Source organism: Pseudomonas sp. PAGU 2196 (assembly GCF_022179005.1).
GTDB classification, from domain to species: domain Bacteria; phylum Pseudomonadota; class Gammaproteobacteria; order Pseudomonadales; family Pseudomonadaceae; genus Aquipseudomonas; species Aquipseudomonas kermanshahensis.
This window is the reverse complement of the sequence record NZ_BNTL01000012.1, coordinates 64,149-84,997: the sequence shown is the minus strand read 5'-3', so window position 1 is coordinate 84,997 and position 20,849 is coordinate 64,149. Positions and strand designations below refer to the sequence as shown.

The 20,849-nt window shown below is 62.5% G+C and carries 20 protein-coding genes and 1 riboswitch; of the genes, 14 read left to right on the top strand and 6 right to left on the bottom strand.

What is annotated here, in order from left to right; translation table 11 throughout:
- Positions 1 to 153 precede the first annotated feature (153 nt).
- The 4 genes from MFF34_RS13265 to MFF34_RS13250 all read left to right on the top strand — a co-directional run bounded on the left by MFF34_RS13265 (position 154) and on the right by MFF34_RS13250 (position 2,083).
- Positions 154 to 711, top strand: a complete 558-nt coding sequence (locus MFF34_RS13265) for a hypoxanthine-guanine phosphoribosyltransferase (RefSeq protein WP_027594460.1) — start codon at positions 154 to 156, stop codon at positions 709 to 711.
- Between the two features lie 2 nt (positions 712 to 713).
- Positions 714 to 1,187 (top strand): WbuC family cupin fold metalloprotein, encoded by a 474-nt coding sequence (locus MFF34_RS13260; protein ID WP_238214498.1) that lies wholly within the window; start codon positions 714 to 716, stop codon positions 1,185 to 1,187.
- A 66-nt stretch (positions 1,188 to 1,253) separates the two neighbouring features.
- Positions 1,254 to 1,724, top strand: coding sequence for a hypothetical protein (locus MFF34_RS13255; protein ID WP_027594458.1), 471 nt, complete (start codon positions 1,254 to 1,256; stop codon positions 1,722 to 1,724).
- 68 nt (positions 1,725 to 1,792) lie between these two features.
- Positions 1,793 to 2,083: a PA4642 family protein gene (locus tag MFF34_RS13250; protein WP_003247360.1), complete on the top strand. Its 291-nt coding sequence runs from the start codon at positions 1,793 to 1,795 to the stop codon at positions 2,081 to 2,083.
- A gap of 167 nt (positions 2,084 to 2,250) precedes the next feature.
- On the opposite strand, the gene mqo is transcribed toward MFF34_RS13250, so the two are convergent.
- Positions 2,251 to 3,756 carry a malate dehydrogenase (quinone) gene (mqo, locus tag MFF34_RS13245; protein ID WP_027594457.1) on the bottom strand — a complete coding sequence of 502 codons (1,506 nt, stop codon included), beginning with the start codon at positions 3,754 to 3,756 and terminating at the stop codon, positions 2,251 to 2,253.
- Between the two features lie 803 nt (positions 3,757 to 4,559).
- Between mqo and MFF34_RS13240 the strand changes: the two genes are divergently transcribed.
- Positions 4,560 to 5,144, top strand: a complete 585-nt coding sequence (locus MFF34_RS13240; protein ID WP_085274100.1) for a YajG family lipoprotein — start codon at positions 4,560 to 4,562, stop codon at positions 5,142 to 5,144.
- Positions 5,145 to 5,213: 69 nt separating this feature from the next.
- Here MFF34_RS13240 and MFF34_RS13235 read toward each other — a convergent pair whose 3' ends face one another.
- A complete protein-coding gene (locus MFF34_RS13235; protein WP_238214496.1) occupies positions 5,214 to 5,420 on the bottom strand; it encodes a hypothetical protein in 207 nt (68 codons plus the stop codon).
- 160 nt (positions 5,421 to 5,580) lie between these two features.
- Between MFF34_RS13235 and MFF34_RS13230 the strand changes: the two genes are divergently transcribed.
- Positions 5,581 to 5,841: a hypothetical protein gene (locus tag MFF34_RS13230; RefSeq protein WP_027594454.1), complete on the top strand. Its 261-nt coding sequence runs from the start codon at positions 5,581 to 5,583 to the stop codon at positions 5,839 to 5,841.
- Positions 5,842 to 5,873: 32 nt separating this feature from the next.
- Here MFF34_RS13230 and MFF34_RS13225 read toward each other — a convergent pair whose 3' ends face one another.
- The gene (locus MFF34_RS13225) at positions 5,874 to 7,043 is read right to left on the bottom strand and encodes a 1-acyl-sn-glycerol-3-phosphate acyltransferase (protein WP_033694199.1); all 1,170 of its coding nucleotides are present in this window, start codon (positions 7,041 to 7,043) and stop codon (positions 5,874 to 5,876) included.
- 121 nt (positions 7,044 to 7,164) lie between these two features.
- On the opposite strand from MFF34_RS13225, the gene MFF34_RS13220 reads away from it, so the two are divergent.
- The 4 genes from MFF34_RS13220 (at position 7,165) to MFF34_RS13205 (ending at position 9,170) form a co-directional block, all read left to right on the top strand.
- Complete coding sequence (locus MFF34_RS13220) at positions 7,165 to 7,350, top strand: CPXCG motif-containing cysteine-rich protein (RefSeq protein WP_027594452.1); 186 nt, start codon at positions 7,165 to 7,167, stop codon at positions 7,348 to 7,350.
- Positions 7,350 to 7,610, top strand: coding sequence for a putative signal transducing protein (locus MFF34_RS13215; protein WP_027594451.1), 261 nt, complete (start codon positions 7,350 to 7,352; stop codon positions 7,608 to 7,610). Before MFF34_RS13220 ends, MFF34_RS13215 begins: the two co-directional genes overlap by 1 nt.
- A gap of 15 nt (positions 7,611 to 7,625) precedes the next feature.
- Positions 7,626 to 8,246, top strand: a complete 621-nt coding sequence (locus tag MFF34_RS13210) for an SOS response-associated peptidase (protein ID WP_085274099.1) — start codon at positions 7,626 to 7,628, stop codon at positions 8,244 to 8,246.
- 108 nt (positions 8,247 to 8,354) lie between these two features.
- Positions 8,355 to 9,170, top strand: a complete 816-nt coding sequence (locus tag MFF34_RS13205) for a M48 family metallopeptidase (protein WP_027594449.1) — start codon at positions 8,355 to 8,357, stop codon at positions 9,168 to 9,170.
- A 128-nt stretch (positions 9,171 to 9,298) separates the two neighbouring features.
- Here the strand turns inward: MFF34_RS13205 and MFF34_RS13200 are convergent, their stop codons facing one another.
- The 3 genes from MFF34_RS13200 to MFF34_RS13190 all read right to left on the bottom strand — a co-directional run bounded on the left by MFF34_RS13200 (position 9,299) and on the right by MFF34_RS13190 (position 12,171).
- Entirely contained in the window at positions 9,299 to 9,883 is a 585-nt protein-coding gene (locus MFF34_RS13200; RefSeq protein ID WP_027594448.1) for a TMEM165/GDT1 family protein, read from the bottom strand.
- 96 nt (positions 9,884 to 9,979) lie between these two features.
- Positions 9,980 to 10,112: riboswitch (yybP-ykoY riboswitch) on the bottom strand.
- Between the two features lie 39 nt (positions 10,113 to 10,151).
- Positions 10,152 to 11,150 carry a class I SAM-dependent methyltransferase gene (locus MFF34_RS13195; protein WP_238214494.1) on the bottom strand — a complete coding sequence of 333 codons (999 nt, stop codon included), beginning with the start codon at positions 11,148 to 11,150 and terminating at the stop codon, positions 10,152 to 10,154.
- A gap of 55 nt (positions 11,151 to 11,205) precedes the next feature.
- A complete protein-coding gene (locus tag MFF34_RS13190) occupies positions 11,206 to 12,171 on the bottom strand; it encodes a 2-hydroxyacid dehydrogenase (protein ID WP_238214492.1) in 966 nt (321 codons plus the stop codon).
- 216 nt (positions 12,172 to 12,387) lie between these two features.
- Here MFF34_RS13190 and MFF34_RS13185 point away from each other — a divergent pair, with 216 nt between their 5' ends.
- From MFF34_RS13185 to MFF34_RS13170, 4 genes are all read left to right on the top strand, one after another.
- A complete protein-coding gene (locus tag MFF34_RS13185; RefSeq protein ID WP_238214489.1) occupies positions 12,388 to 14,070 on the top strand; it encodes a fatty acid--CoA ligase in 1,683 nt (560 codons plus the stop codon).
- A gap of 332 nt (positions 14,071 to 14,402) precedes the next feature.
- Complete coding sequence (locus MFF34_RS13180) at positions 14,403 to 16,289, top strand: DUF1302 domain-containing protein (RefSeq protein WP_027594444.1); 1,887 nt, start codon at positions 14,403 to 14,405, stop codon at positions 16,287 to 16,289.
- Between the two features lie 25 nt (positions 16,290 to 16,314).
- The gene (locus MFF34_RS13175) at positions 16,315 to 17,679 is read left to right on the top strand and encodes a DUF1329 domain-containing protein (protein ID WP_099428326.1); all 1,365 of its coding nucleotides are present in this window, start codon (positions 16,315 to 16,317) and stop codon (positions 17,677 to 17,679) included.
- A gap of 411 nt (positions 17,680 to 18,090) precedes the next feature.
- A complete protein-coding gene (locus MFF34_RS13170; protein WP_238214481.1) occupies positions 18,091 to 20,808 on the top strand; it encodes a LuxR C-terminal-related transcriptional regulator in 2,718 nt (905 codons plus the stop codon).
- Positions 20,809 to 20,849: the final 41 nt, after the last annotated feature.

The following is a 20,849-nucleotide window of genomic DNA, read 5'->3' as shown; positions in this document are numbered from 1 at the left end:
CCGAAAGGCGGGCAAAAAAACCGCGCTAGATTAATCTATTCAGCCTGTGCTGTCGTGTAGTCCTTTTGGACGTTAGTCCATAAATGCTTGATCTGTGGCGAGCGGATGCGTACCTTTGCCCGCTTTTCCAAAATACCCCCCCTGGAGAGCGCAATGCCCGCCGATCTCGAGCACATCCGTCAAGTCATGCGCGAAGCAGACTGTCTGTACACCGAAGCCGAAGTCGAAGCGGCCATCGCCAAAGTCGGCGAGCAGATCTGCAAAGACCTGCACGACAAGAACCCGGTGGTTTTCTGCGTGATGAACGGCGGCCTTATCTTCTCGGGCAAGCTGCTGACCCACCTGCAGTTCCCGCTGGAAGCGTCGTACCTGCACGCCACCCGCTACCGCAACCAGACCAGCGGCGGCGAGTTGTTCTGGAAAGCCAAGCCAGAAGTCTCGTTCATCGACCGTGACGTGCTGATCGTCGACGACATCCTCGACGAAGGCCACACCCTCAGCGCCATCATCGAGTTCTGCAAGCACGCCGGTGCGCGCTCGGTGCACACCGCGGTGCTGATCGACAAGGACCACGACCGCAAAGCCAGCCCAGACCTTAAAGCCAACTACGTCGGCCTGCCCTGCGTCGATCGCTACATCTTCGGCTATGGCATGGACTACAAGGGCTACTGGCGCAACGCTAACGGCATCTTCGCCGTCAAGGGGCTGTAACCATGCGCCAGCCTGCGTTCATCGACCAATCGCTGTTCGCCGAGCTGGCGCAGAAGGCTGCCGCCAACCCTCGCGGGCGGCAGCACCATAACTTCCATGAGATGGAAGAGCCTTGCCACCGCATGGCAGTCGGGCTGCAGCCGACGACCTACATCCCACCCCATCGGCACCTGAGCGACGACAAGGCCGAAGCGCTGATCGTGCTCAAGGGGTGCCTTGGCCTGCTGATCTTCAATGAGCGCGGTGCGGTGATTGAAAAGCGGGTGCTGCAGGCCGGCGGCGACTGCCTGGGTGTAGACCTAGCGCCCGGTACCTACCACGGGTTGGTGGTACTGGAACCGGACAGCATCCTCTTCGAATGCAAGGCCGGGCCGTACCGGCCAGTGGGCGAGGGCGAGCATGCCCACTGGGCGCCGCGTGAAGGCGAGGCCGGCGTGGCCGAGTACCAGGCCTGGATGCGCGCCCAGTTCGATTGATCGCGGGCTCCCGGTACAGGCTGAACACAGCATGCTAGAGTGCCTGTTCAAGCCAAGGAGCCTCACATGCGTGCGATTCTTCCCCTCCTGCTGGCGGTCAGCCTGCCGATCTGTGCCGCACCGCTGCACAGCCAGTTTCTGCCGCCTGACGACCTGTCCCTGCGCCAGGAAGCGCCGACCGGTCAGCAACTGCTGCAAGTGACCGATTATGCGGTGGTGGTCGGTGCCCAGCGCCAGTCCGACCAGCAACCAATCCCCATCACCGCATCGTTGCAAATGCGCCTCAAGGGCAAGCCGCTGAGCAAGGGCGCCACCATCGCCCAGGTGCTGCTGACCTTCGATGGTGAAGCCGGCAAAAGCTTGAAAAAGCCCGTTTATGACGAGAAAACCCGCACCTTGAGCCTCAACTACCCGGTCAGTGATTACCGCGTGATCATGGACCTGCTGCGCAACGAAACCCTCTACGTGCAGTTTCTGACCTACGGCAACGGCCATATCTGGGCTGACCTGCACACTGGCACCGTACGTACGCGTTGAGGCGCGCGCCCTGCGGGGGGTAAACTGCCGGCCTTCGAAATTCCGTGATGGTCCAGTTGGAGTCGGCAATGCGTAAAGACAAGAAACAGGTAATCGGTGACGAAATCAGCGACGACTACATCAAGTCATTCCTTCAGTTCGAGCCGGCCGATGGCGTGACTTCGCCGTCGCTGCACAAGCTGGTCAAGGCTTACCGTGGCCTGCGTGTCGACGACTTCGAGCGTTTCGTCGGTTTCTTCGTCGAAGCGGGCCTGGACCTGGATGGCAAGGACGAGCACGGCAAGACCTTCGTCGAACAGATCGCCGACCAGCGCAATGCCCCTGAGTACATCGAGATCATCGATAAAGCCCGCGGCTGATTGTTAGGCCTGTACTGGCCTCTTCGCGGGCAAGCCCGCTCCCACAGGTATTGCACCGCTCTCAAGATCTGTGAAAAACCTGTGGGCTTGCCCATGAAGAGGCCGGCACAGGCCAAAACGCAGGCACAAAAAAACGCCCCGAGGGGCGTTTTTTTGTTTCAGCCAGCTCAGGCGTAATGCTTGGCCGGGCTGTCTTCCACCAGTTCCAACGCGGCATCGTTGTCGGCACTGATCTTGTTGTACAGCGCGGCATCGGTTGCCAGGACCTTCTCGCGAGCGGGGAAGATTTCCTTGAGCTTGGCAGCCCAGGCACCTTTGGCCTGCTCGGGGAAGCAACGCTCGATCAGTTCCAGCATGATCGAAACGGTTACCGAAGCGCCCGGCGATGCGCCGAGCAGCGCGGCCAGGCTGCCGTCCTGGGCCGAGACCAGCTCGGTACCGAACTGCAGAATGCCGCCCTTTTTCGGGTCTTTCTTGATGATTTGCACACGTTGGCCGGCCACTTCCAGGCGCCAGTCTTCGGCTTTGGCTTGCGGGTAGAAGCGGCGCAGCGATTCCAGGCGCTGCTCCATCGACTGCATCACTTCGCTGACCAGGTACTTGGTCAGGTCCATGTTGTCGCGGGCCACGGCCAGCATCGGGCCGATGTTGCCCATGCGCACCGACAGCGGCAGGTCCATCAGCGAACCATGCTTGAGGAACTTGGTGGTAAAGCCTGCGTACGGGCCGAACAGCAGCGAGGTCTTGCCGTCTACCACGCGGGTGTCTAGGTGCGGCACCGACATCGGTGGCGCGCCGACCGCAGCCTGGCTGTAAACCTTGGCCTGGTGCTGTTTGACGATTTCCGGGTTGTCGCAACGCAGCCATTGGCCGCTGACCGGGAAGCCGCCGAAGCCTTTGCTCTCGGGGATGCCCGACAGCTGCAGCAGCGGCAGGGCCGCACCACCGGCGCCGAGGAATACGAAGCGCGCGTCGACTTCACGGCTGCCGCCGCTGTTGACGTCCTTGATGCTCACGGTCCAGCCGTTGCCGTTACGGCGCAGGCCGACGACTTTCTTGCTGTACTTGACCTGCGCGTCGGGCGAGTCGCCCAGCAGCTTGAGCAGCTTGTTGGTCAATGCGCCGAAGTTGACGTCGGTGCCTTTCGCCACGCGGGTGGCGGCGATGTGCTGGTCGGCCGGGCGGCCGGGCATCATCAACGGCATCCAGTCGCTCATCACGGCCTTGTCTTCGGTGTATTCCATCTCGGAGAAGGCGTGATGCTGCTTGAGCAGTTCAAAGCGCTTCTTGAGGAAGGAAACACCCTTGTCACCTTCGACGTAGCTCAGGTGCGGGACAGGGTTGATGAAGGCACGCGCCGAGCCGAAGTTACCCTTCTTGCTCAGGTAAGCCCAGAACTGGCGCGAGACCTCGAACTGGGTATTGATGTGCACGGCCTTCTTGATGTCGATGCTGCCATCGGCGGCCTGGGGCGTGTAGTTAAGCTCGCACAGGCCAGCGTGGCCGGTACCTGCGTTGTTCCAGGGGTTGGAGCTTTCCGCGGCCCCGGAGTCCATCGCCTCGACGACCTCCAGCTTGAGGGTCGGGTCGAGCTCCTTGAGCAGTACGGCCAGGGTGGCACTCATGATGCCCGCGCCTACCAGTACTACATCAACCGATTCGTTCTGCGCCATTTAACGCGTCTCCACAATCTACAGCTACCTAATTGACAGCATAGGATCCCTGGGTTCGCCAGGATCGCCATGTCCGACTTTTCGCAGTTCTTGCAACTTCCGCGGACACCGCCAATCAGTCTTCGGGTTCGGGTATTGAACCCCGATTGCCACGGGTGCGGCAATTCGACTTATGGTCAAGGTGTCGTGCGTGCGTTATGGAACGGCCTCAGACACTCATCCGGGATGAGCGCAGTTGCCGCCTGTTCAGGGCTGTTCGGGACACATCTGCCGCTTTTGCACATGCCAGACTGTTCATTTGCTCGCCACACTCTCGTGAAGTTGTGAAAAACCGTTTTTTCACGCTCTTTTGGAGACGTGAACCTCAAAAGGGGACTGCGCGATGGCAACCCACAGGTTCATGCAGTGCGAAGGGCCGGAAAAGCAGGCACGACAGCCGATGCAAGACCTGAGTGGAAGGCTCTCTGTGGGCGAAGCGGTGAAGGTGCCGGGGTCAAGCGGCAAATGCGGGGCCCGATCAGGAGACGTCCTTATAATCGGGGGGAGATTATAGCGATGTCGAAGGCAGAAAGGTCGTTATTCGTGGTTTTTATTGCAGCGTTTGTCAGGCCGGCAGGCTGTGTTGATGCCAACGGGTGTTTGCGCGGGCGCAAACCCGGGCGCTGGCGGGCAGTGGGCGGCTGGCTGCAACCGGCAATATAAAGCCGGCTACCGCTGCGTACTGCTTTTTCTTGTGGCTTGCCGCTTGTAGGTTGCCGCTAGGTATACTGTGCGCCTTAGCCGCATTTTCTGGAGAAACGCGCATGTTGCAACGTCTGTTGTTCGGTTTGATCGCGGTGGCCAGCCTCAGCCTGGTCGGATGTGCCCACAGCCCGCAACAACTCAGCCCGCAGCCCAAGCTCACCGCCCAGCTCGCACCTGTCGGCCACGGTCAGCCGGTGGTGGTCAAGGTGGTTGATGGCCGGGCTTCGCAGTCCCTGGGCACGCGCGGTGGCATGTACCCCGAGACCAGCACCATCAGTGTCAGTGGCAATGATGTGCTGCCCAAGCTGCAGGCCCAGGCCGAAGCCGCTGTGCGCCTGCTCGGTTTCACCCCGACGGCGAATGCCTACAATGCCCCGCAGTTGACCGTGACCCTGGCCGAGCTTAAGTACCAGTCGCCCAAGGACAACCTGTACGTGACCGAGGCCACCATCGGTGCCACCTTCCGTGCCGACGTGGCCAACGCCAACCGCCGCTACAGCGGCCGTTACGGTGCTTCGCTGGACCAGCGTTTCGGCATGGCGCCGAACCAGGAAACCAACACCAAGCTGGTCAGCGACGTGCTGAGCGACGCCCTGACCCGCCTGTTCAAAGACCCGACCATCGGGCAAGTACTGGGCGAATAAGCGTTCAGCCCTGCTAAAACAAACCCGCTGCCTGGCTGACAGGCAGCGGGTTTGTTTTTTTGGGGGGCTTCAGGCCGCCTGGATATGGAAGTCCAGCAGGCTGAAACCGGTAGCCACATCCACCTCCGGCAAGTCCTCATGCGCGTGCCCACCCAGCGCGCAATAGACCAGCCACTGGCGGTCCTGCACATTGATGGCAAAACCGTCGATCAACGCCTGCTGTTCGTCGCTCTGGGCTACGAGATAGAGGCGGTCCTGGTTTTCGGCGTGCAGCATGAACGAGCTCCGGATCGGGATAAGGCCGACAGAGTGGCCTGTTCTGATGACGAACCTGTGACAGATGAAATTTAGTGACACTTTGTCGCCGAGCCCGAGCGCCCACGCCGGACTTGGGTAGAATGCCGGCCTTTGCCGTCCTTCAAACCGAGGTTGTGTAATGTCGTTGCAAGTGCTCTGGGGGTTTCTGGCCGCCCATCCCACCAAGCTGATCAACCTGCTGGCGTTGCTGATGACGTGCCCCGGCGGGATGCTGCTGCACAGCGCACGGCGGCGCGAGGCTGTCACGCGGGAAAGCCTGGCGGTGGATGAGGGGGTGGTGGATGCGTTTGACCTGAGGGTACCGCGTTACTTCTATATTCTCGGTTTTTCGTGCCTGGCCATGGCGCTGTTGCTGTCCTGGTTCAGTACCTGGGTGTGAACCCTTGGGGCTGCAAAGCAGCCCCGGGTTGATCAGGCAACTGGCGTTTGCTGCTTGACCTGGTACTGGTTGCGCACCGGCGTTGCGTACTGCAACACCAGGTACGGCCGCTGCTCTTCAGGGCAAGCCTCCAAGCGACGCTGCCATTCTTCCTTGGCGCGCGCCAGCTCTTCGCCTGGGAACACCTTCTCGGCGCTCGGCACTTGCAGTGCCTCATCTTTCTCGTCCCACATCGCGTAGGCCAGGTAGTGCACCGGGAACAACCGGTAGCCACCGAGGACCTGCCGGTCAATTTCGGCTGCCAGCTGCTTGGTGTCCTCGAAGTACTCGGTCACCGGCGCGGCAAAGTTGATGTGCACCCGGCCTTTGTAGCCGGTGATGCCCTTGGCGATGCTGTTGTCGTCCTCGCCCGGCGCCTTCTTGTAGGTGCCGGTGGTGGCGCGGATGTACAGCTCGCGGGCCTTGGCCTGGTCGCAGGGGTCGTACTCGTAGCTGATCGAAACCGGCGTCAGGTTCAGGCTCTGAATGACCGCGCCGAACGGCTCGTCCTTGCGGCTCATGTGGAACATCTTGAGGATCGCCGAGTCGGTACGGTCGTCGCCGTCCTTGGCGCGGCCTTCGGCCTGGGCGATCCAGATCGATGCGCCATCGTTGCGGATCGAGTGGTTGATGTAGGCCGAGAGCAGTTGGTAAGCCGCCAGCTTCTCGCGACGACCGCTGAGCGAGCGGTGCACAATGAAGCTCTTGTTCAGGCGCATCATGTCGCTGACGAAGGGTTTTTGCAGCAGGTTGTCACCGATGGCGATGCGCGGGGTCGGCAGGCCGGCGTGGTACACGGCGTAGTTGACGAAGGCCGGGTCCATGACGATGTCGCGGTGGTTGGCCAGGAACAAGTACGCGGTGCCGGCCTTGAGTTGCTCGACGCCCGAATAGGTAACGCCGTCGGTGGCGCGCTCGATGGTCTGGTCGACGTAGTATTCGACTTTGTCTTGCAAGGTCGACACGCAGGTGACGCCGGCGAATTCCTTGCGCAGGCGGCGGGCGATCAGTGGCTTGAGCAGCCAGCCGAGTGGGGCGGCAGCACGCGGGAAGCGGAAGTGGGTGAGGATATCGAGGAATGCCGGGTCGCTGAGCAGGCGTGCCAACACGGCAGGGACCTCAGCGTCGTCGTACGGTCGGATGGCATCGAATTCGCCCATCATGCTCTCTTGTTGGAAACGGCTAGGGTAATAGGTAGGGACGGGGTTCGAAAAACGGCTCGAACACGCACAGGCCCTGTAATCAGACCGGCAATTATACGCATAAGTCACCGTGGAGGCCGCGATGCTGGAAACTGACTTCTATGATTGCCCGTATTGTGGCGAACGGGTGGAAACCACTGTCGATATCTCCAGTGGCGACCAGGTCTATACCGAGGATTGCCAGGTCTGTTGCCAGCCAGTGGTGTTCATCCTGCAGGTGCACGGTGACGAATGGATGCTCGAAGTCAGACGCGAGGACGATGCCTGATGCAGCGGATCTACGAACCGGAAAGCCTGCTGGAGGCTGAAATGCTGGTGGGCATGCTGGCCAGTGAGGGCATCTCGGTGCACCTGGTCGGCCGCGACTTGGTGGGTGCTGCCGGTGAACTGCCGATGCAGGGTTTGCTGGGGCTTGCCGTGCCCGACGAGCAGGCCGAGTACGCACGGCAGCTGATCGATGCGTACAATGATGCCCAGCCACTGGTTGGTGACGAACCGGAGAGCTATCCCGGTACCTTGATCTGCTAGGTAAAAAATTCGCCCATGTGTGGACGTTACGCCCTGTTTCGCTGGCCCCAGGCCCTTGCCAGTCTGCCGGGCTTTCCCGTCGGCCAGCCGGCACAATGGAATATCTCGCCCGGTGCGTCGGTGTTGATCCAGCGCCAGGTTGACGGCGAGCATGGCTTGGCCAAGGCACGCTGGGGCCTGACGCCAGCCTGGCTCACTGACCTTTCCCGCACGCCTGCCCATGCCCGAGCAGAAACCCTTGCCGAACAGCCGATGTTCCGCGAAGCGTTTCGCCAGCGCCGCTGCCTGATGCCGGCCAATGGCTTTTATGAATGGCGCGGCACGGTGCGCAAACGCCCCTATTGGCTGACCCCAGGGGAGGGGTCGTCACTGTATTTTGCGGCGGTGTGGGAGGCCTATCCGGTGCAGGACCAGGTTTGGCTGAGCTGCGCAGTGGTGACCCAGGCCGCCATGAACCAGCGCCGGCCGTTGATTCTGGACGAGGCGGGGCAAGCCGCCTGGCTGGACCCTGATACGCCGATCACACGCCTGCAGGAACTGCTGGCCAGCCCCCCGGCTACGCTGCGTGAGCGGGCATTGGCAAACTTTGTCAACGACCCGAAACTGGATGCACCGGAGTGCCTGACGCCGGCCTGACGCCGGCCAGAACGCGCGGCCGTGCAGCCGGTAAAATTCTTCCCTGCGGCTATGGCGGGTCCAGGCGACTAAGCCTAGGATACGCCGCATGTAAAAGGGAGTGTTTTCATGCGTAAGTCATTTGTTGTCAGTGTGTTGAGTGCCGGTATCTTGCTGGCAGGCTGCCAGGCGGTGAATACCACCAGCGGCGGAGCCGTCGGTGTCGAGCGCAAGCAGTACATGTTCAGCATGCTCTCGACCGATGAGGTCAACCAGATGTACGCCCAGTCCTACCAGCAGACCCTCGGTGAGGCGTCGAACAAGGGCGTGCTGGACAAGTCCAGTGCCGATGCCAAGCGCGTGCAGGTCATCGCTGACCGCTTGATCGCCCAGGCGCCGAAGTTTCGCCCGGATGCCGCCCAGTGGAACTGGGAAGTCAACGTGATCAAGAGCGACGAGCTCAACGCCAACTGTGGCCCTGGCGGCAAGATCATCGTTTACACCGGCTTGATCGACCAACTCAAGCTGACCGATGCCGAGATTGCTGCGGTGGTCGGTCACGAGATCGCCCACGCCCTGCGTGAGCATAGCCGCGAAGCCATGTCCAAGGCCTATGGCGTGGAAATGGCCCGTCAGGGTGCGGGTGCCATCTTCGGCCTAGGCCAAAGCAGCATGGCCATGGCCGACACCGTGGTGAACTACGCCATGACCTTGCCCAACAGCCGTGCCAATGAGAACGAGGCGGACCTGATCGGCCTGGAGCTGTCGGCACGTGCCGGTTATGACCCGAATGCCGCGATCACCTTGTGGAACAAGATGAGCAAGGCTTCCGAAGGCGCGCCGCCTGAGTTCATGAGCACTCACCCGGCGTCCGAAAGCCGTATTGCCTCGTTGCAGGCCGCGATTCCGAAGGTGATGCCGCTGTATCAGGCTGCCAAGAAGTAATCTGCGTCACCTGTAGGCGCAGCCTTGTGCTGCGAAGAGGCCGGTGACAGCGCCGAAGGTCTACTGTGCTGTCACTGGCCTCTTCGCAGCGCAAGGCTGCTCCTACAGGTCAGCCTACCCAGCGACTATCAGCCCACCCAGCCACTGGCCTTCATCGCCGAATACACCGCCACCACCGCCAGCACGAAGAAGGCGGTAGCCGCCAGTCGGCGAATCAGGGTCAACGGCAGTTTGTCTGCCGCAAAGTTACCCGCCAATACCACCGGCACGTTGGCAATCAGCATGCCCAGCGTGGTGCCGATGATGACCATGATCAGGTGCGGGTATTGCGCGGCAAGCATGACTGTCGCCACCTGGGTCTTGTCGCCGATCTCGGCGAGGAAAAACGCAATCAGCGTGGTGAGGAACGGGCCGAAGCGGCGCGCAGGGTTTTCATCGTCATCCATCTTGTCCGGCACCAGTGTCCACAGCGCCGTGGCAGTGAAGCTGGCGGCCAGGATCCAGTGCAGCGCCGAGTCGCTGAAGAACCCGCCGACCCACGCACCCACGGCGCCCGCGGCGGCATGGTTGGCCAGGGTAGCGGCGATGATGCCGGCGATGATCGGCCAAGGCTTGCGGAAGCGAGCGGCGAGAATGAGCGCGAGCAGTTGCGTCTTGTCGCCGATTTCGGCGAGGGCAACGATGGCGGTGGGGACCAGCAGGGATTCCAGCATCAGGTTTCCTACGGGGGCGGGTCGACACGGCTATGACACGTACAGCCTTCCCGCCCCGGGTAAGGTGTGCGTGTCATAGGTCTTGTCAAACCGCGGATCCGTCTGTGCGGATCTCTCTATGCAGGCTCTGCATAGTGGGTCGCACGCGCCATGGCCTGTGGGCCAAGTATGTTGACGCGTGCCGGGCGAGCTGGGTGCTCGCGGGAGACTACTCCCCTAGGACGGTGCGGATTCTGCCTAGCCGAAGCGGTTTCGGCAAGCGCTGTTTTTAACCGCGTGTTGCCTGGTAGATCCGGAAACCGTCCGCCTCGGCGCGTACCTGGCAGTTACCCAAGGCCCCTTCGATCAGTGGCTGGTAGCGCAGGAAGCTATTGGCAACAAGGCGCATTTCGCCACCTTTTCGCAGATGAACGCCGGATTTTTTCAGCAAGTTCTCTGAAGCCTGGTAGTTGGTGTGCACCCCGGTATGAAACGGCGGGTTGCTCAGGATCACGCTCAGGTCGGCAGGGGCCGCGTCGATGCCATCACCGCTGATCACTTCACCTTCCAGGCCGTTGGCGGCCAATGTCAGGCGGCTGGCTGCCACGGCAAACGCGTCCACGTCGAGCAGGGTCAGCCGGCTTTGCGGGTAGCGGCGTTTCACCGTGGCGCCCAGCACCCCGGCACCGCAACCGAAGTCCAGCACATGCCCGCTTGGCAGGCCATCCAGGTGCTTGAGTAGCAGGGCGCTGCCGCGATCGAGGCGGCCGTGGCTGAACACGCCCGGCAGGCTGACCACCTGCAGTGGGCCATCCTCGAGGTCGAGTTCGAAGCGCTCGGCCAGGCTTTCCAGCGGCGTGGCCGCTGGCGCGTGGTCAACGGTCACCTGCCACAACTGGCAATGCCGGGCGCTGTCGAGCTTGCGCGGTTTGCCAAAGGCCTGCAGTTGCTTCGCCGCGCCTTCGATACCGCCGCGTTTCTCGCCGACCAGGTACAGCTCGCGCCCGGCCAGGCGCGAGGCCAGGGCGTTGAGCAAGTAGGCGGCCAGCTCGCGGGACTTGGGCAGGAACAGCACGGCGCTGTCGAAGGCCACGGGGGGGGCTTCGACACCGTAATGGCAGCGGCCAGCGAAGCGGCCCTCGAGCATGGCCTGGTCACCGGCATGCCAGGTCCAGCCATGGGCCATGGGCAGGTGGCCGAGCAAGTCGTCGGCGGGCGCGCCGGCGAGCAGCAGCGGGCCTTGGAACAGGTCCGCTTGGCGGAGCAACACTTCACTGCGCGGGTCCATGGACGACGCCTCCTGTAAAAAAAGTCGCGCAGTGTAGCAGAGGCTAACGCTGCGCTCAGCTGACCACGCGGCGTGGCTGACCGGCGAAATAGGCCTGGGCATTCTCGCTAAGCTGGCCGACGATGCGCTGGCGCGACTCCACTGCGCCCCAGGCACTGTGCGGGGTGATGATCAGGCGCGGGATATCGCCTGCCAGCAGCGGGTTGCCGTTGACCGGTGGCTCGACGCTCAGCACGTCAGTAGCGGCGCCACCCAGGCGGCCCTGGCGCAGGGCGTCGGCCAAGGCCTGCTCGTCGATCAAGCCACCCCGTGCGGTATTCACCACCAGGGCGCCGGGCTTGAGCAAGGCCAGCTCACGGGCCCCGATCATGTGCCGGGTATGCTCGTTCAACGGGCAATGCAGGGTCAGCGCGTCCACTTGCGGCAGCAGGTCCTCCAGGGGCATGCGGTCGGCGCGCTCCGGGCGGCCGGGGATCTGCCCGCTCAAGACGCGCATGCCGAAGGCTTCGGCCAGCCGCGCCACTGCGCCGCCCAGTTCGCCATGGCCGAGCAGGCCGAGGGTCTTGCCCTCCAGCTCGACGATGGGGAAGTCCAGCAGGCAGAACTGGCTGGCCTTGGCCCATTGGCCGCCGGCCACTGCCTGGTTGTAGTCGCACAGCCGCGTGGCCAAGGCCAGCAGCAGGGCGAGGGTATGCTGGGCCACCGACGGCGTGCCGTAGCCCTGGCAGTTGCACACGGTGATGCCTTGGGCGCGGGCCGCCGCCAGGTCGACATTGTTGGTGCCGGTGGCGGCCACCAGGATCAGCTTGAGCTGCGGGTTGGCGGCAAGGGTCGCGGCATCCAGCATGACCTTGTTGCTGATTACCGCAACGGCGCCTTGCAGGCGTTCGGCGACCTGCTCCGGACGGGTGGCGGCAAACAGCTCGAATGCGTCGAACTGGTCCCGCAAAGGGGACAGGTCGAGGTCACCCAAGTCCAGTGACTGGTGATCGAGAAACACGGCGCGACGCGGGCTGGGCATGGGGTTCTCCGGTGGCGGGACGGGAAATGGGCCATCAACTTCGGGGCACTGTCCGAAGCGGTTGAGCGCAGTGTCTAGCCCGCGGTTACCGCGCGTCAACGCCTGCCACTCATACCTTGCCGGTCCAAATCATTCCTTCGGCTGATTTGACCGTCACATTCAGCTACTACAGTAGATCCAGACTTGTCCGGCCCGTTTTTCAGAAAAGGGATACCCATGTTGCAGACCCGCATCATCAAACCCGCCGAAGGCGCCTACGCCTACCCCCTGCTGATCAAACGCCTGCTGATGTCCGGCAGCCGCTACGAGAAAACCCGCGAAATCGTCTATCGCGATCAGCTGCGCCTGACTTATCCACAGCTCAACGAGCGTATCGCGCGCCTGGCCAATGTGCTGACTGAGGCCGGGGTCAAGGCCGGTGACACGGTGGCGGTGATGGACTGGGATAGCCATCGCTACCTGGAATGCATGTTCGCCATCCCGATGATCGGCGCGGTGGTACACACCATCAACGTGCGCCTGTCGCCAGAACAAATCCTCTACACCATGAACCACGCCGAAGACCGCGTGGTGTTGGTCAACAGCGACTTCGTCGGCCTCTACCAGGCGATTGCCGGGCAGTTGACCACTGTCGACAAGACCTTGCTGCTGACCGACGGCCCGGACAAGACCGCCGAGCTGCCCAACCTGGTCGGCGAGTACGAGCAGTTGCTCGCCGCCGCCAGCCCGCGCTATGACTTCCCGGATTTCGACGAAAACTCGGTGGCCACCACCTTCTACACCACCGGCACCACCGGCAACCCAAAAGGGGTGTACTTCACCCATCGCCAGCTGGTGCTGCATACCCTGGCCGAAACGTCGGTCACTGGCAGTATCGACAGCGTGCGCCTGCTTGGCAGCGATGATGTGTACATGCCTATTACCCCGATGTTTCACGTGCATGCCTGGGGCATCCCATACGCCGCCACCATGCTGGGCATGAAGCAGGTGTACCCAGGGCGTTACGAGCCGGACATGCTGGTCAAGCTGTGGCGTGAAGAGCAGGTCACCTTCTCCCATTGCGTGCCGACCATCCTGCAGATGTTGCTCAATTGCCCGACCGCCCAGGGCCAGGACTTCGCAGGCTGGAAGATCATCATCGGCGGCAGCGCGCTCAACCGCTCGCTGTATCAGGCGGCCCTGGCGCGTGGCATCCAGCTGACTGCCGCGTACGGCATGTCCGAGACCTGCCCGCTGATCTCGGCAGCGCACCTGAACGATGAATTGCAGGCGGGCAGCGAGGACGAGCGTGTCACCTACCGGATCAAGGCCGGTGTGCCGGTGCCGTTGGTCGAGGCGGCGATCGTCGACGGCGAGGGCAATTTCCTCCCAGCCGATGGCGAGACCCAGGGGGAATTGGTGCTGCGCGCGCCCTGGCTGACCATGGGTTACTTCAAGGAGGCGCAAAAGAGCGAGGAGCTGTGGCAGGGCGGCTGGCTGCACACCGGTGATGTCGCGACCCTCGACGGCATGGGCTACATCGATATCCGCGATCGCATCAAGGACGTGATCAAGACGGGCGGGGAGTGGATATCCTCGCTCGACCTCGAAGACTTGATCAGCCGTCATTCGGCCGTGCGCGAAGTGGCGGTGGTGGGGGTCGCCGACCCGCAGTGGGGCGAGCGGCCGTTTGCCCTGTTGGTGGTACGTGATGGGCAGGCCATCGATGCCAAGTCACTCAAGGACCACCTCAAGCCTTTTGTCGAAGAAGGGCACATCAATAAATGGGCGATTCCAAGCCAGATCGCCGTTGTTACTGAAATTCCCAAGACCAGTGTCGGCAAACTCGACAAGAAACGCATCCGCCAGGACATCGTCCAGTGGCAGGCCAGTAACAGTGCGTTCCTTTCTACCCTGTAAACCCCCTGCGGGTCGTGGACGACAGAACACGACCCGCAGGCTAGAGAGCTCGGCGCCTTGCCAAACAGGAAAAATGCGCCATGCTTCAGCACGGCCAGCACGTAACCCGAAAAACCTCGTAGCGAGTTGGCGGCACGGAGCGCAAATCACACTTTAGAGGGATCAAGCGCCTGTGCCTTGCTGGCTATAGTCGAGGCCAGGAGATTTTCAGGAATGGGGGAGGGCGACACGCGCAAGCCGTGTTGCCGCAGGTGCAAACCTGCACACCGGTCCCACGGACCGTTTCTGAAAGGACTCACTGCCATAACAAAAAAGTACATGGAGTAGCGTCGATGAAATCTGCAAACCTGTTCTGGCGCCGGGCCAAGTTGCCCTTGGCCGTCAGCCTTGCTTCCACGCTCGCAAGTCCTGCTTTCGCTGTCAGTTTCAACATAGGTGAAATCGAAGGGCAGTTCGACTCGTCGCTCTCCGTTGGCGCCAGCTGGTCGACCGCCAGCCCGAACAAGAACCTGATCGGGGTCAACAATGGCGGCAAGGGGCTGTCGCAGACCTCCGATGACGGCCACCTCAACTTCAAGCGTGGCGAGACGTTCTCCAAGATCTTCAAGGGCATCCACGACCTGGAGCTCAAGTACGGCGACACCGGGGTGTTCGTGCGTGGCAAGTACTGGTATGACTTCGAGCTCAAGGACGAAAGCCGCCAGTTCAAGGACATCAGCGACTCCAATCGCAAGGAAGGCGCCAAGTCGTCCGGCGCCGAACTGCTCGATGCGTTCGTCTACCACAACTATTCGATTGGCGACATGCCAGGCTCGGTGCGCCTGGGCAAGCAGGTTGTCAGCTGGGGTGAGAGTACCTTCATCGGCGGTGGTATCAACTCGATCAACCCGATCGACGTGTCCGCGTTCCGCCGCCCTGGGGCCGAGATCAAGGAAGGCCTGATCCCGGTCAACATGTTCTACATCTCCCAGAGCCTGACAGACAACCTGTCGGCTGAGGCCTTCTACCAGATCGAATGGGACCAGACCGTCGTCGACAACTGCGGCACGTTCTTCTCGCAGCCGGACATCATTGCCGACGGCTGTACCGACAACCTGCGCGTGCTCAACAGCAGCCGCACAGTACCGGGCGCGGCCCAGCAGTTCCTCGCCACCCAGGGCGTTAACATCAACGAGGAAGGCGTGATGGTGCGCCGCGGGGCCGACCGTGATGCGCGTGACAGCGGCCAGTTCGGTGTGGCGCTGCGCTACATGTTCGACCCGCTGGACACCGAGTTCGGTGCCTACTTCATGAACTACCACAGCCGTGCGCCGATCTTCAGTGCCACCGGTGCTCCGCCCTCCGTGTTCGCTGGCCTGAGTGCCTTGCCGGCACAGTTGCGCGCGCTCGCACCGCTGATCGTGGCCGGTAACTCCGAGTACTTCGTCGAGTACCCAGAGGACATCCGCCTGTACGGCCTGAGCTTCTCCACCACGCTGCCTACCGGTACCGCTTGGAGTGGTGAAGTCAGCTACCGCCCCAACGCGCCTGTGCAGCTCAATACCACCGACATCCTGTTCTCCGGTGTACGCCCGATTGGTGGCGCCCTGAGCAACGCTTCGCTGCTCTCCGGTACCCCTGGCCAGGACCTGCACGGCTACCGTCGCAAGGAAATCACCCAGTTCCAGACCACCCTGACGCACTTCTTCGACCAGGTGATGGGCGCCAGCCGCATGACCGTGGTGGGCGAGGTGGGGGTTACCCATGTCGGCGGCCTGGAAAACGCCCACGAAACCCGCTACGGCCGCGACCCGGTATTCGGCCCCGGCCCACTGCCGGCCACAGGTGGCGCGGACACCTGCCAGGCGCTCAACGCCAGCACCATCGCAGGCGCGGGTGCCGGTGCATCGACCACCAACCTGAATCGCAAGTGCGAGAACGACGGCTACACCACCAGCACTTCCTGGGGTTACCGCGGCCGGGTCATCTGGGACTACAACGACGTCTTCGCCGGGGTCAACCTCAAGCCGAGCGTGGCCTGGTCGCATGACGTTTCAGGCTACTCGCCCGGCCCTGGCGCCAACTTTGAAGAAGGCCGCAAGGCTGTCAGCCTGGGGCTGGACGCCGAGTACCAGAACACCTACACGGCGAGCCTGTCGTACACCAACTTCTTCGACGGCAAGTACAGCACCGTGGATGACCGCGACTTCGTCGCCCTCAGCTTCGGCGTGAACTTCTAAGAAAACTGATCCAGGACGACACGACATGAACAAGACCAGAAGTCTGCTGCAAGCCGGTGTGCTGGGCCTGTCCCTGCTGGCGACCAGTGTCATGGCAGCGGTGTCTGCCGATGAGGCGGCCAAGCTGGGCAGCACCCTAACCCCGATGGGCGCCGAAAAGGCCGGTAACGCCGATGGCTCGATCAGTGCTTGGCAACCGCTGTCGAAAACAGCGGGCAGCGCCGATGCCAAGGGGTTCCTTTCCGACCCGTATGGCAGCGAAAAGCCGCTGTTCACCATCACCGCGCAGAACGTCGACCAGTACAAGGACAAGCTCTCGCCGGGCCAGGTGGCAATGTTCAAGCGCTACCCAGACACCTTCAAGATCCCGGTTTTCAAGACCCACCGCGGCTCCACGGTACCTGCTGACGTGTTCGCCGCCATCAAGAAAAACGCCACCCAGACCACACTGGTGGAAGGCGGCAACGGCTTGAACAACTTCGATACGGCCGTGCCGTTCCCGATCCCGAAAAGCGGCCTGGAAGTGATCTGGAACCACATCACACGCTACCGAGGGGGCAGTGTCAGCCGCCTGGTTACTCAGGCTACGCCACAGCAGAACGGCTCTTTCAACCCGGTGTATTTCTCCGATCAGTTCGTCTTCCGCGACAAGATGAAGGATTACGACGCAAGCAACCCGGGTAATATCCTGTTCTACTTCAAGCAGGAAGTGACCGCGCCCGCTCGCCTGGCCGGGACCGTGCTGCTGGTGCACGAAACCCTCGACCAGGTGAAGGAGCCGCGCAAGGCGTGGATCTACAATGCCGGCCAGCGTCGTGTACGGCAGGCACCGCAAGTGTCGTACGACGGCCCCGGTACCGCTGCCGACGGCCTGCGTACCTCGGACAACCTGGACATGTTCAACGGTGCGCCAGACCGTTACGACTGGAAGCTGGAAGGCAAGAAGGAACTGTACATCGCCTCCAACGCCTTCAAGCTGGATGACCCCAAGCTGAAGTACACCGACATCATCAAGGCCGGGCACATCAACCAAGACTTGTCGCGCTACGAGCTGCGCCGCGTCTGGCACGTGGTCGCAACCCTCAAACCGGGCCAGCGGCACATCTACGCCAAGCGTGACTTCTACATCGATGAAGACACCTGGCAGGCCGCAGTGATCGACCAGTACGACGGCCGTGGCCAGCTGTGGCGCGTTTCCGAAGCCCATTCCCAGCCGTATTACAACAAAGAGGTGCCTTGGTACACCCTGGAAACCATCTACGACCTGCAGTCGGGTCGTTACTTGGCGCTGGGCATGAAGAACGAAGAGAAGCGTGCCTACGACTTCGGCTTCAGTGCCAGCAAGGCTGATTTCCAGCCCGCGGCCCTGCGCCAGGCAGGTGTACGTTGAACCGTTAAACGCCAACTCCGTGTGATCCCTAGAGCGCCCCGGCTTGCCGGGGCGTTTCTTTTTTCCGGCTCCGGCGATGGTTTCAAGCCCTGTAGGAGCAGCCTTGTGCTGCGAAGAGGCCGGTGATAACACAGTGATATTGGCTGTTATCAGCGGCCTCTTCGCAGCACAAGGCTGCTCCTACAGGTATTGCACTGGCCTTGAAAGCTGAGAAATACCTGTGGGCGCGGGCAATAAAACTGCTGAATACCCAACCAAACCCCCGCTCCAGCCCCAGTCCATCAGGGTTGTTGCTTTTTGTCGTAGTCTTTTACAGCCCTATTGTGCCCATCATCTTCAAATGCGCTGCATTACCCGCTAGTCTCGCAAACATCCGTACCGCCGTTGTCTTCCCTTCAGAACGAGCCGGCCATGACAGATCTGTCCCGTACGCATGGATTCGCCAGCCAGGCCCTAGGCCTGCTGGACGGGCGTTTCTTCCGGCCGCCGCTGCCGGACGGCCATGTGCCGCGTGCGCGGTTGTGTCAGCGTTTGCACGCCGGCCTCAATGGGCGGTTGCTGCTGGTCAACGCACCGGCGGGCTTTGGCAAAAGCTCGCTGGCCATCGAATTCTGCGAATCCCTACCGGAGCACTGGCGTAGCCTTTGGCTTGGCCTGAGCCAGCGCGATGCCGACCCCGGCCGTTTTCTCGAGCGGCTGCTCGAAGGCCTGCAGCAGTACTGCCCTGCATTGGGTGGCCAAGCCATGGGCCTGCTGAAAATGCGCCAGCGCCACCAGCCCTTCGCGTTCGAGGAGTGGATTGACGGCCTGCTCGATGAACTCGCCCAATACCTGCAAGCCGATACGCCTCTGCTGTTGGTGCTGGACGATTACCATTTGGCCCAAGGGCCCGTACTCGACCGCTGCCTGCAGTTTTTCCTTAATCACTTGCCCAGTGGCCTGGTGCTGTTGATCACCAGCCGCCAGCGCCCGGACTGGCACCTGGCGCGCCTGCGCCTGTCGCGGCAACTGGTCGAACTCAACGAGCAAGAGCTGCGGCTGACACCCGACGAGTCACTGGCGGTAATCGGCCGCCAGCCCACCGGCTTGCGCGGCCAGGCGCTGGATAACCTGATCCAGCGCAGTGACGGCTGGGTGGCCGGGCTGCGCTTCTGGCAGTTGGCCGCCAGCGAGTCCGGTGATGAGCAGGCTTTGCCCCACGCACTGCACGGTGGCGAGGGGTTGATACGCGACTACTTGCTGGAAGAAGTCATCGAGATCCTGCCGGCCGCCGTGCAGGCCTTTCTCTACGACACGGCGTGCCAGGAGCGCTTCTGTGCCCAGCTTTGCGATGCCCTGCGCGACCGCCAGGACAGCGCCGATATCCTGCGCTTCCTGCAGGCCCATCAAGTGTTTCTGGTGCCCCTGGACGAGCACGGCCACTGGTTTCGTTACCATCACCTGTTCTCCGACCTGCTGCGAAGCCGCCAGGCCAGCGAACCGCCAGCGCGCCTGCACCTGCGGGCGTGCCGCTGGTTCGAGGCCCAGGGTTTGCTGGACGAGGCGGTTGAGCAGGCGCTGCGGGCCGGCCACCTCGACGTGGCGGCCGACCTGGTGCAGAGCCTCTCCGAGGAGCAACTGCTGGCCGAGCAGAACGTTGGCATGTTGCTGCGCTGGAAGATGGACCTGCCCGACAGCTTGCTGATCAGCACGCCTCGCCTGATCGTGCTGTACAGCTGGGCGTTGGGGCTGGCGTGCCAGCTGGATGCGGCCGAAGAACTGGCAAGCTACCTCAGCCGTTTTCTGCCTGCGCCCTCGGCGACCGCACAGAAGTCCATGCTGGCCCAGTGGCTGGCCCTGAGTGGGGTGATCGCGCGGGGTCGGGGGGATCGCGCGCGTACCCTGGCCTACTGTGGCGAAGCCTTGCAAAGCTTGCCGTGCAAGCGCTACGGCCAGCGCTTGGTGTGCCTGTCGACACTGTCCAACCTGGCCATCACCGATGCCGACTTCTGGCATGCACGCGGCTGGAACCGCGAAGCCCTGGAGCTGGCCCAGCGCGTCGGCAACCCGCTGTTCGAAGCCCTGGCTCATTACGATCGAGCACGGGTGCTGCATGCCCGGGGTGAAGTGTTGCGGGCGCTGGACGAAGTGCGCCAGGGCCTGCAGCGCCTGCAGGGGCTGTCGGGGCAGCGGTTGTACGCCGTTCGGGCCAGGCTGACGCTCTACGAGGGTTACCTGCTGGTGTCGCGCCTGCAATCAGCCCAAGGCCGTGCGCGCTTGCGTGCGGGGCTTGGCGAAGCGCGTGCCTGCCGGGACATCAGCGTGCTGATCGGCCATTGCGTCATTGCCACGCTCGATGGCCGCGAGGGCCACTTCGCCGAAGCGTTCGCCGAGCTGGCCGAGGCGGAGCGGCTGATGCACATCTGGGATGTTCCACCGATCTACTACCTGGCCATGATTACCCTGGTGAAGTGCGAACTGTGGCTGGCACAGGGGCGCACCGATCTCGCCGAATCCTGGTTGCTGCGGCTGGGGCAGACCTACGGTGGCGAGCAACCGGCAGCAGCGCCGGAGTTCCACCCGCTATTACCCCTGCATATCGAACTGCAGCAGGCATTGCTCGAGCGTATCCAGTTGCGCGCCGAGGCGTCGGTTCAGCGCCTGTCAGGGCTGGTCGAACGTGGCGTGGCCAGTGGCGGCATGCTGCTGGCCGTCAGTGCACTGTGCCAGTGGCTCGCCCTGCTGCTCGCTGAAGGCCGAGACGCGCAGGCTGCCGGGCTGCTGCCAAAGGCACTCGAGGCCGCCCAAGGCGGTGTCCTGCAACCGTTCCAACCCTTGCTCGAAAAACACCCGCAGTGGCTGCACGAGCAGCTTGCAGCGCGCTCGGCTTGCCCGGTCCAGATCGAACTGCTCAAGCGCCTGCCTCCGTTACCTGCCGTCAGCAGTGGCAGTGGCGAGGCATTGAGTGGGCGGGAGCGGGCTGTGCTTGAGCTGATCGCCCAAGGCTGTTCCAACCAGCAGATCAGCGAACGGCTGTTCATCTCGCTGCACACCGTGAAGACCCATGCCAGCCATATCAACAGCAAACTGGGCGTCGAGCGCCGCACCCAGGCGGTGGCCAAAGCGAAGGCGCTGGGCCTGCTGGCCTGACAGTAGCCGCACCAGGGGTTTGACCGCTAAAGTAATGGCTT

Coding starts and splice junctions, on each gene's coding strand:
- MFF34_RS13215 (WP_027594451.1), top strand. CDS start 7,350: ATGCAGCGGATCTACGAACCGGAAAGCCTGCTGGAGGCTGAAATGCTG.
- MFF34_RS13200 (WP_027594448.1), bottom strand. CDS start 9,883: ATGCTGGAATCCCTGCTGGTCCCCACCGCCATCGTTGCCCTCGCCGAA.
- MFF34_RS13220 (WP_027594452.1), top strand. CDS start 7,165: ATGCTGGAAACTGACTTCTATGATTGCCCGTATTGTGGCGAACGGGTG.
- MFF34_RS13180 (WP_027594444.1), top strand. CDS start 14,403: ATGAAATCTGCAAACCTGTTCTGGCGCCGGGCCAAGTTGCCCTTGGCC.
- MFF34_RS13175 (WP_099428326.1), top strand. CDS start 16,315: ATGAACAAGACCAGAAGTCTGCTGCAAGCCGGTGTGCTGGGCCTGTCC.
- MFF34_RS13240 (WP_085274100.1), top strand. CDS start 4,560: ATGTTGCAACGTCTGTTGTTCGGTTTGATCGCGGTGGCCAGCCTCAGC.
- MFF34_RS13190 (WP_238214492.1), bottom strand. CDS start 12,171: ATGCCCAGCCCGCGTCGCGCCGTGTTTCTCGATCACCAGTCACTGGAC.
- MFF34_RS13185 (WP_238214489.1), top strand. CDS start 12,388: ATGTTGCAGACCCGCATCATCAAACCCGCCGAAGGCGCCTACGCCTAC.
- MFF34_RS13265 (WP_027594460.1), top strand. CDS start 154: ATGCCCGCCGATCTCGAGCACATCCGTCAAGTCATGCGCGAAGCAGAC.
- mqo (WP_027594457.1), bottom strand. CDS start 3,756: ATGGCGCAGAACGAATCGGTTGATGTAGTACTGGTAGGCGCGGGCATC.
- MFF34_RS13255 (WP_027594458.1), top strand. CDS start 1,254: ATGCGTGCGATTCTTCCCCTCCTGCTGGCGGTCAGCCTGCCGATCTGT.
- MFF34_RS13250 (WP_003247360.1), top strand. CDS start 1,793: ATGCGTAAAGACAAGAAACAGGTAATCGGTGACGAAATCAGCGACGAC.
- MFF34_RS13210 (WP_085274099.1), top strand. CDS start 7,626: ATGTGTGGACGTTACGCCCTGTTTCGCTGGCCCCAGGCCCTTGCCAGT.
- MFF34_RS13230 (WP_027594454.1), top strand. CDS start 5,581: ATGTCGTTGCAAGTGCTCTGGGGGTTTCTGGCCGCCCATCCCACCAAG.
- MFF34_RS13260 (WP_238214498.1), top strand. CDS start 714: ATGCGCCAGCCTGCGTTCATCGACCAATCGCTGTTCGCCGAGCTGGCG.
- MFF34_RS13170 (WP_238214481.1), top strand. CDS start 18,091: ATGACAGATCTGTCCCGTACGCATGGATTCGCCAGCCAGGCCCTAGGC.
- MFF34_RS13195 (WP_238214494.1), bottom strand. CDS start 11,150: ATGGACCCGCGCAGTGAAGTGTTGCTCCGCCAAGCGGACCTGTTCCAA.
- MFF34_RS13235 (WP_238214496.1), bottom strand. CDS start 5,420: ATGCTGCACGCCGAAAACCAGGACCGCCTCTATCTCGTAGCCCAGAGC.
- MFF34_RS13205 (WP_027594449.1), top strand. CDS start 8,355: ATGCGTAAGTCATTTGTTGTCAGTGTGTTGAGTGCCGGTATCTTGCTG.
- MFF34_RS13225 (WP_033694199.1), bottom strand. CDS start 7,043: ATGATGGGCGAATTCGATGCCATCCGACCGTACGACGACGCTGAGGTC.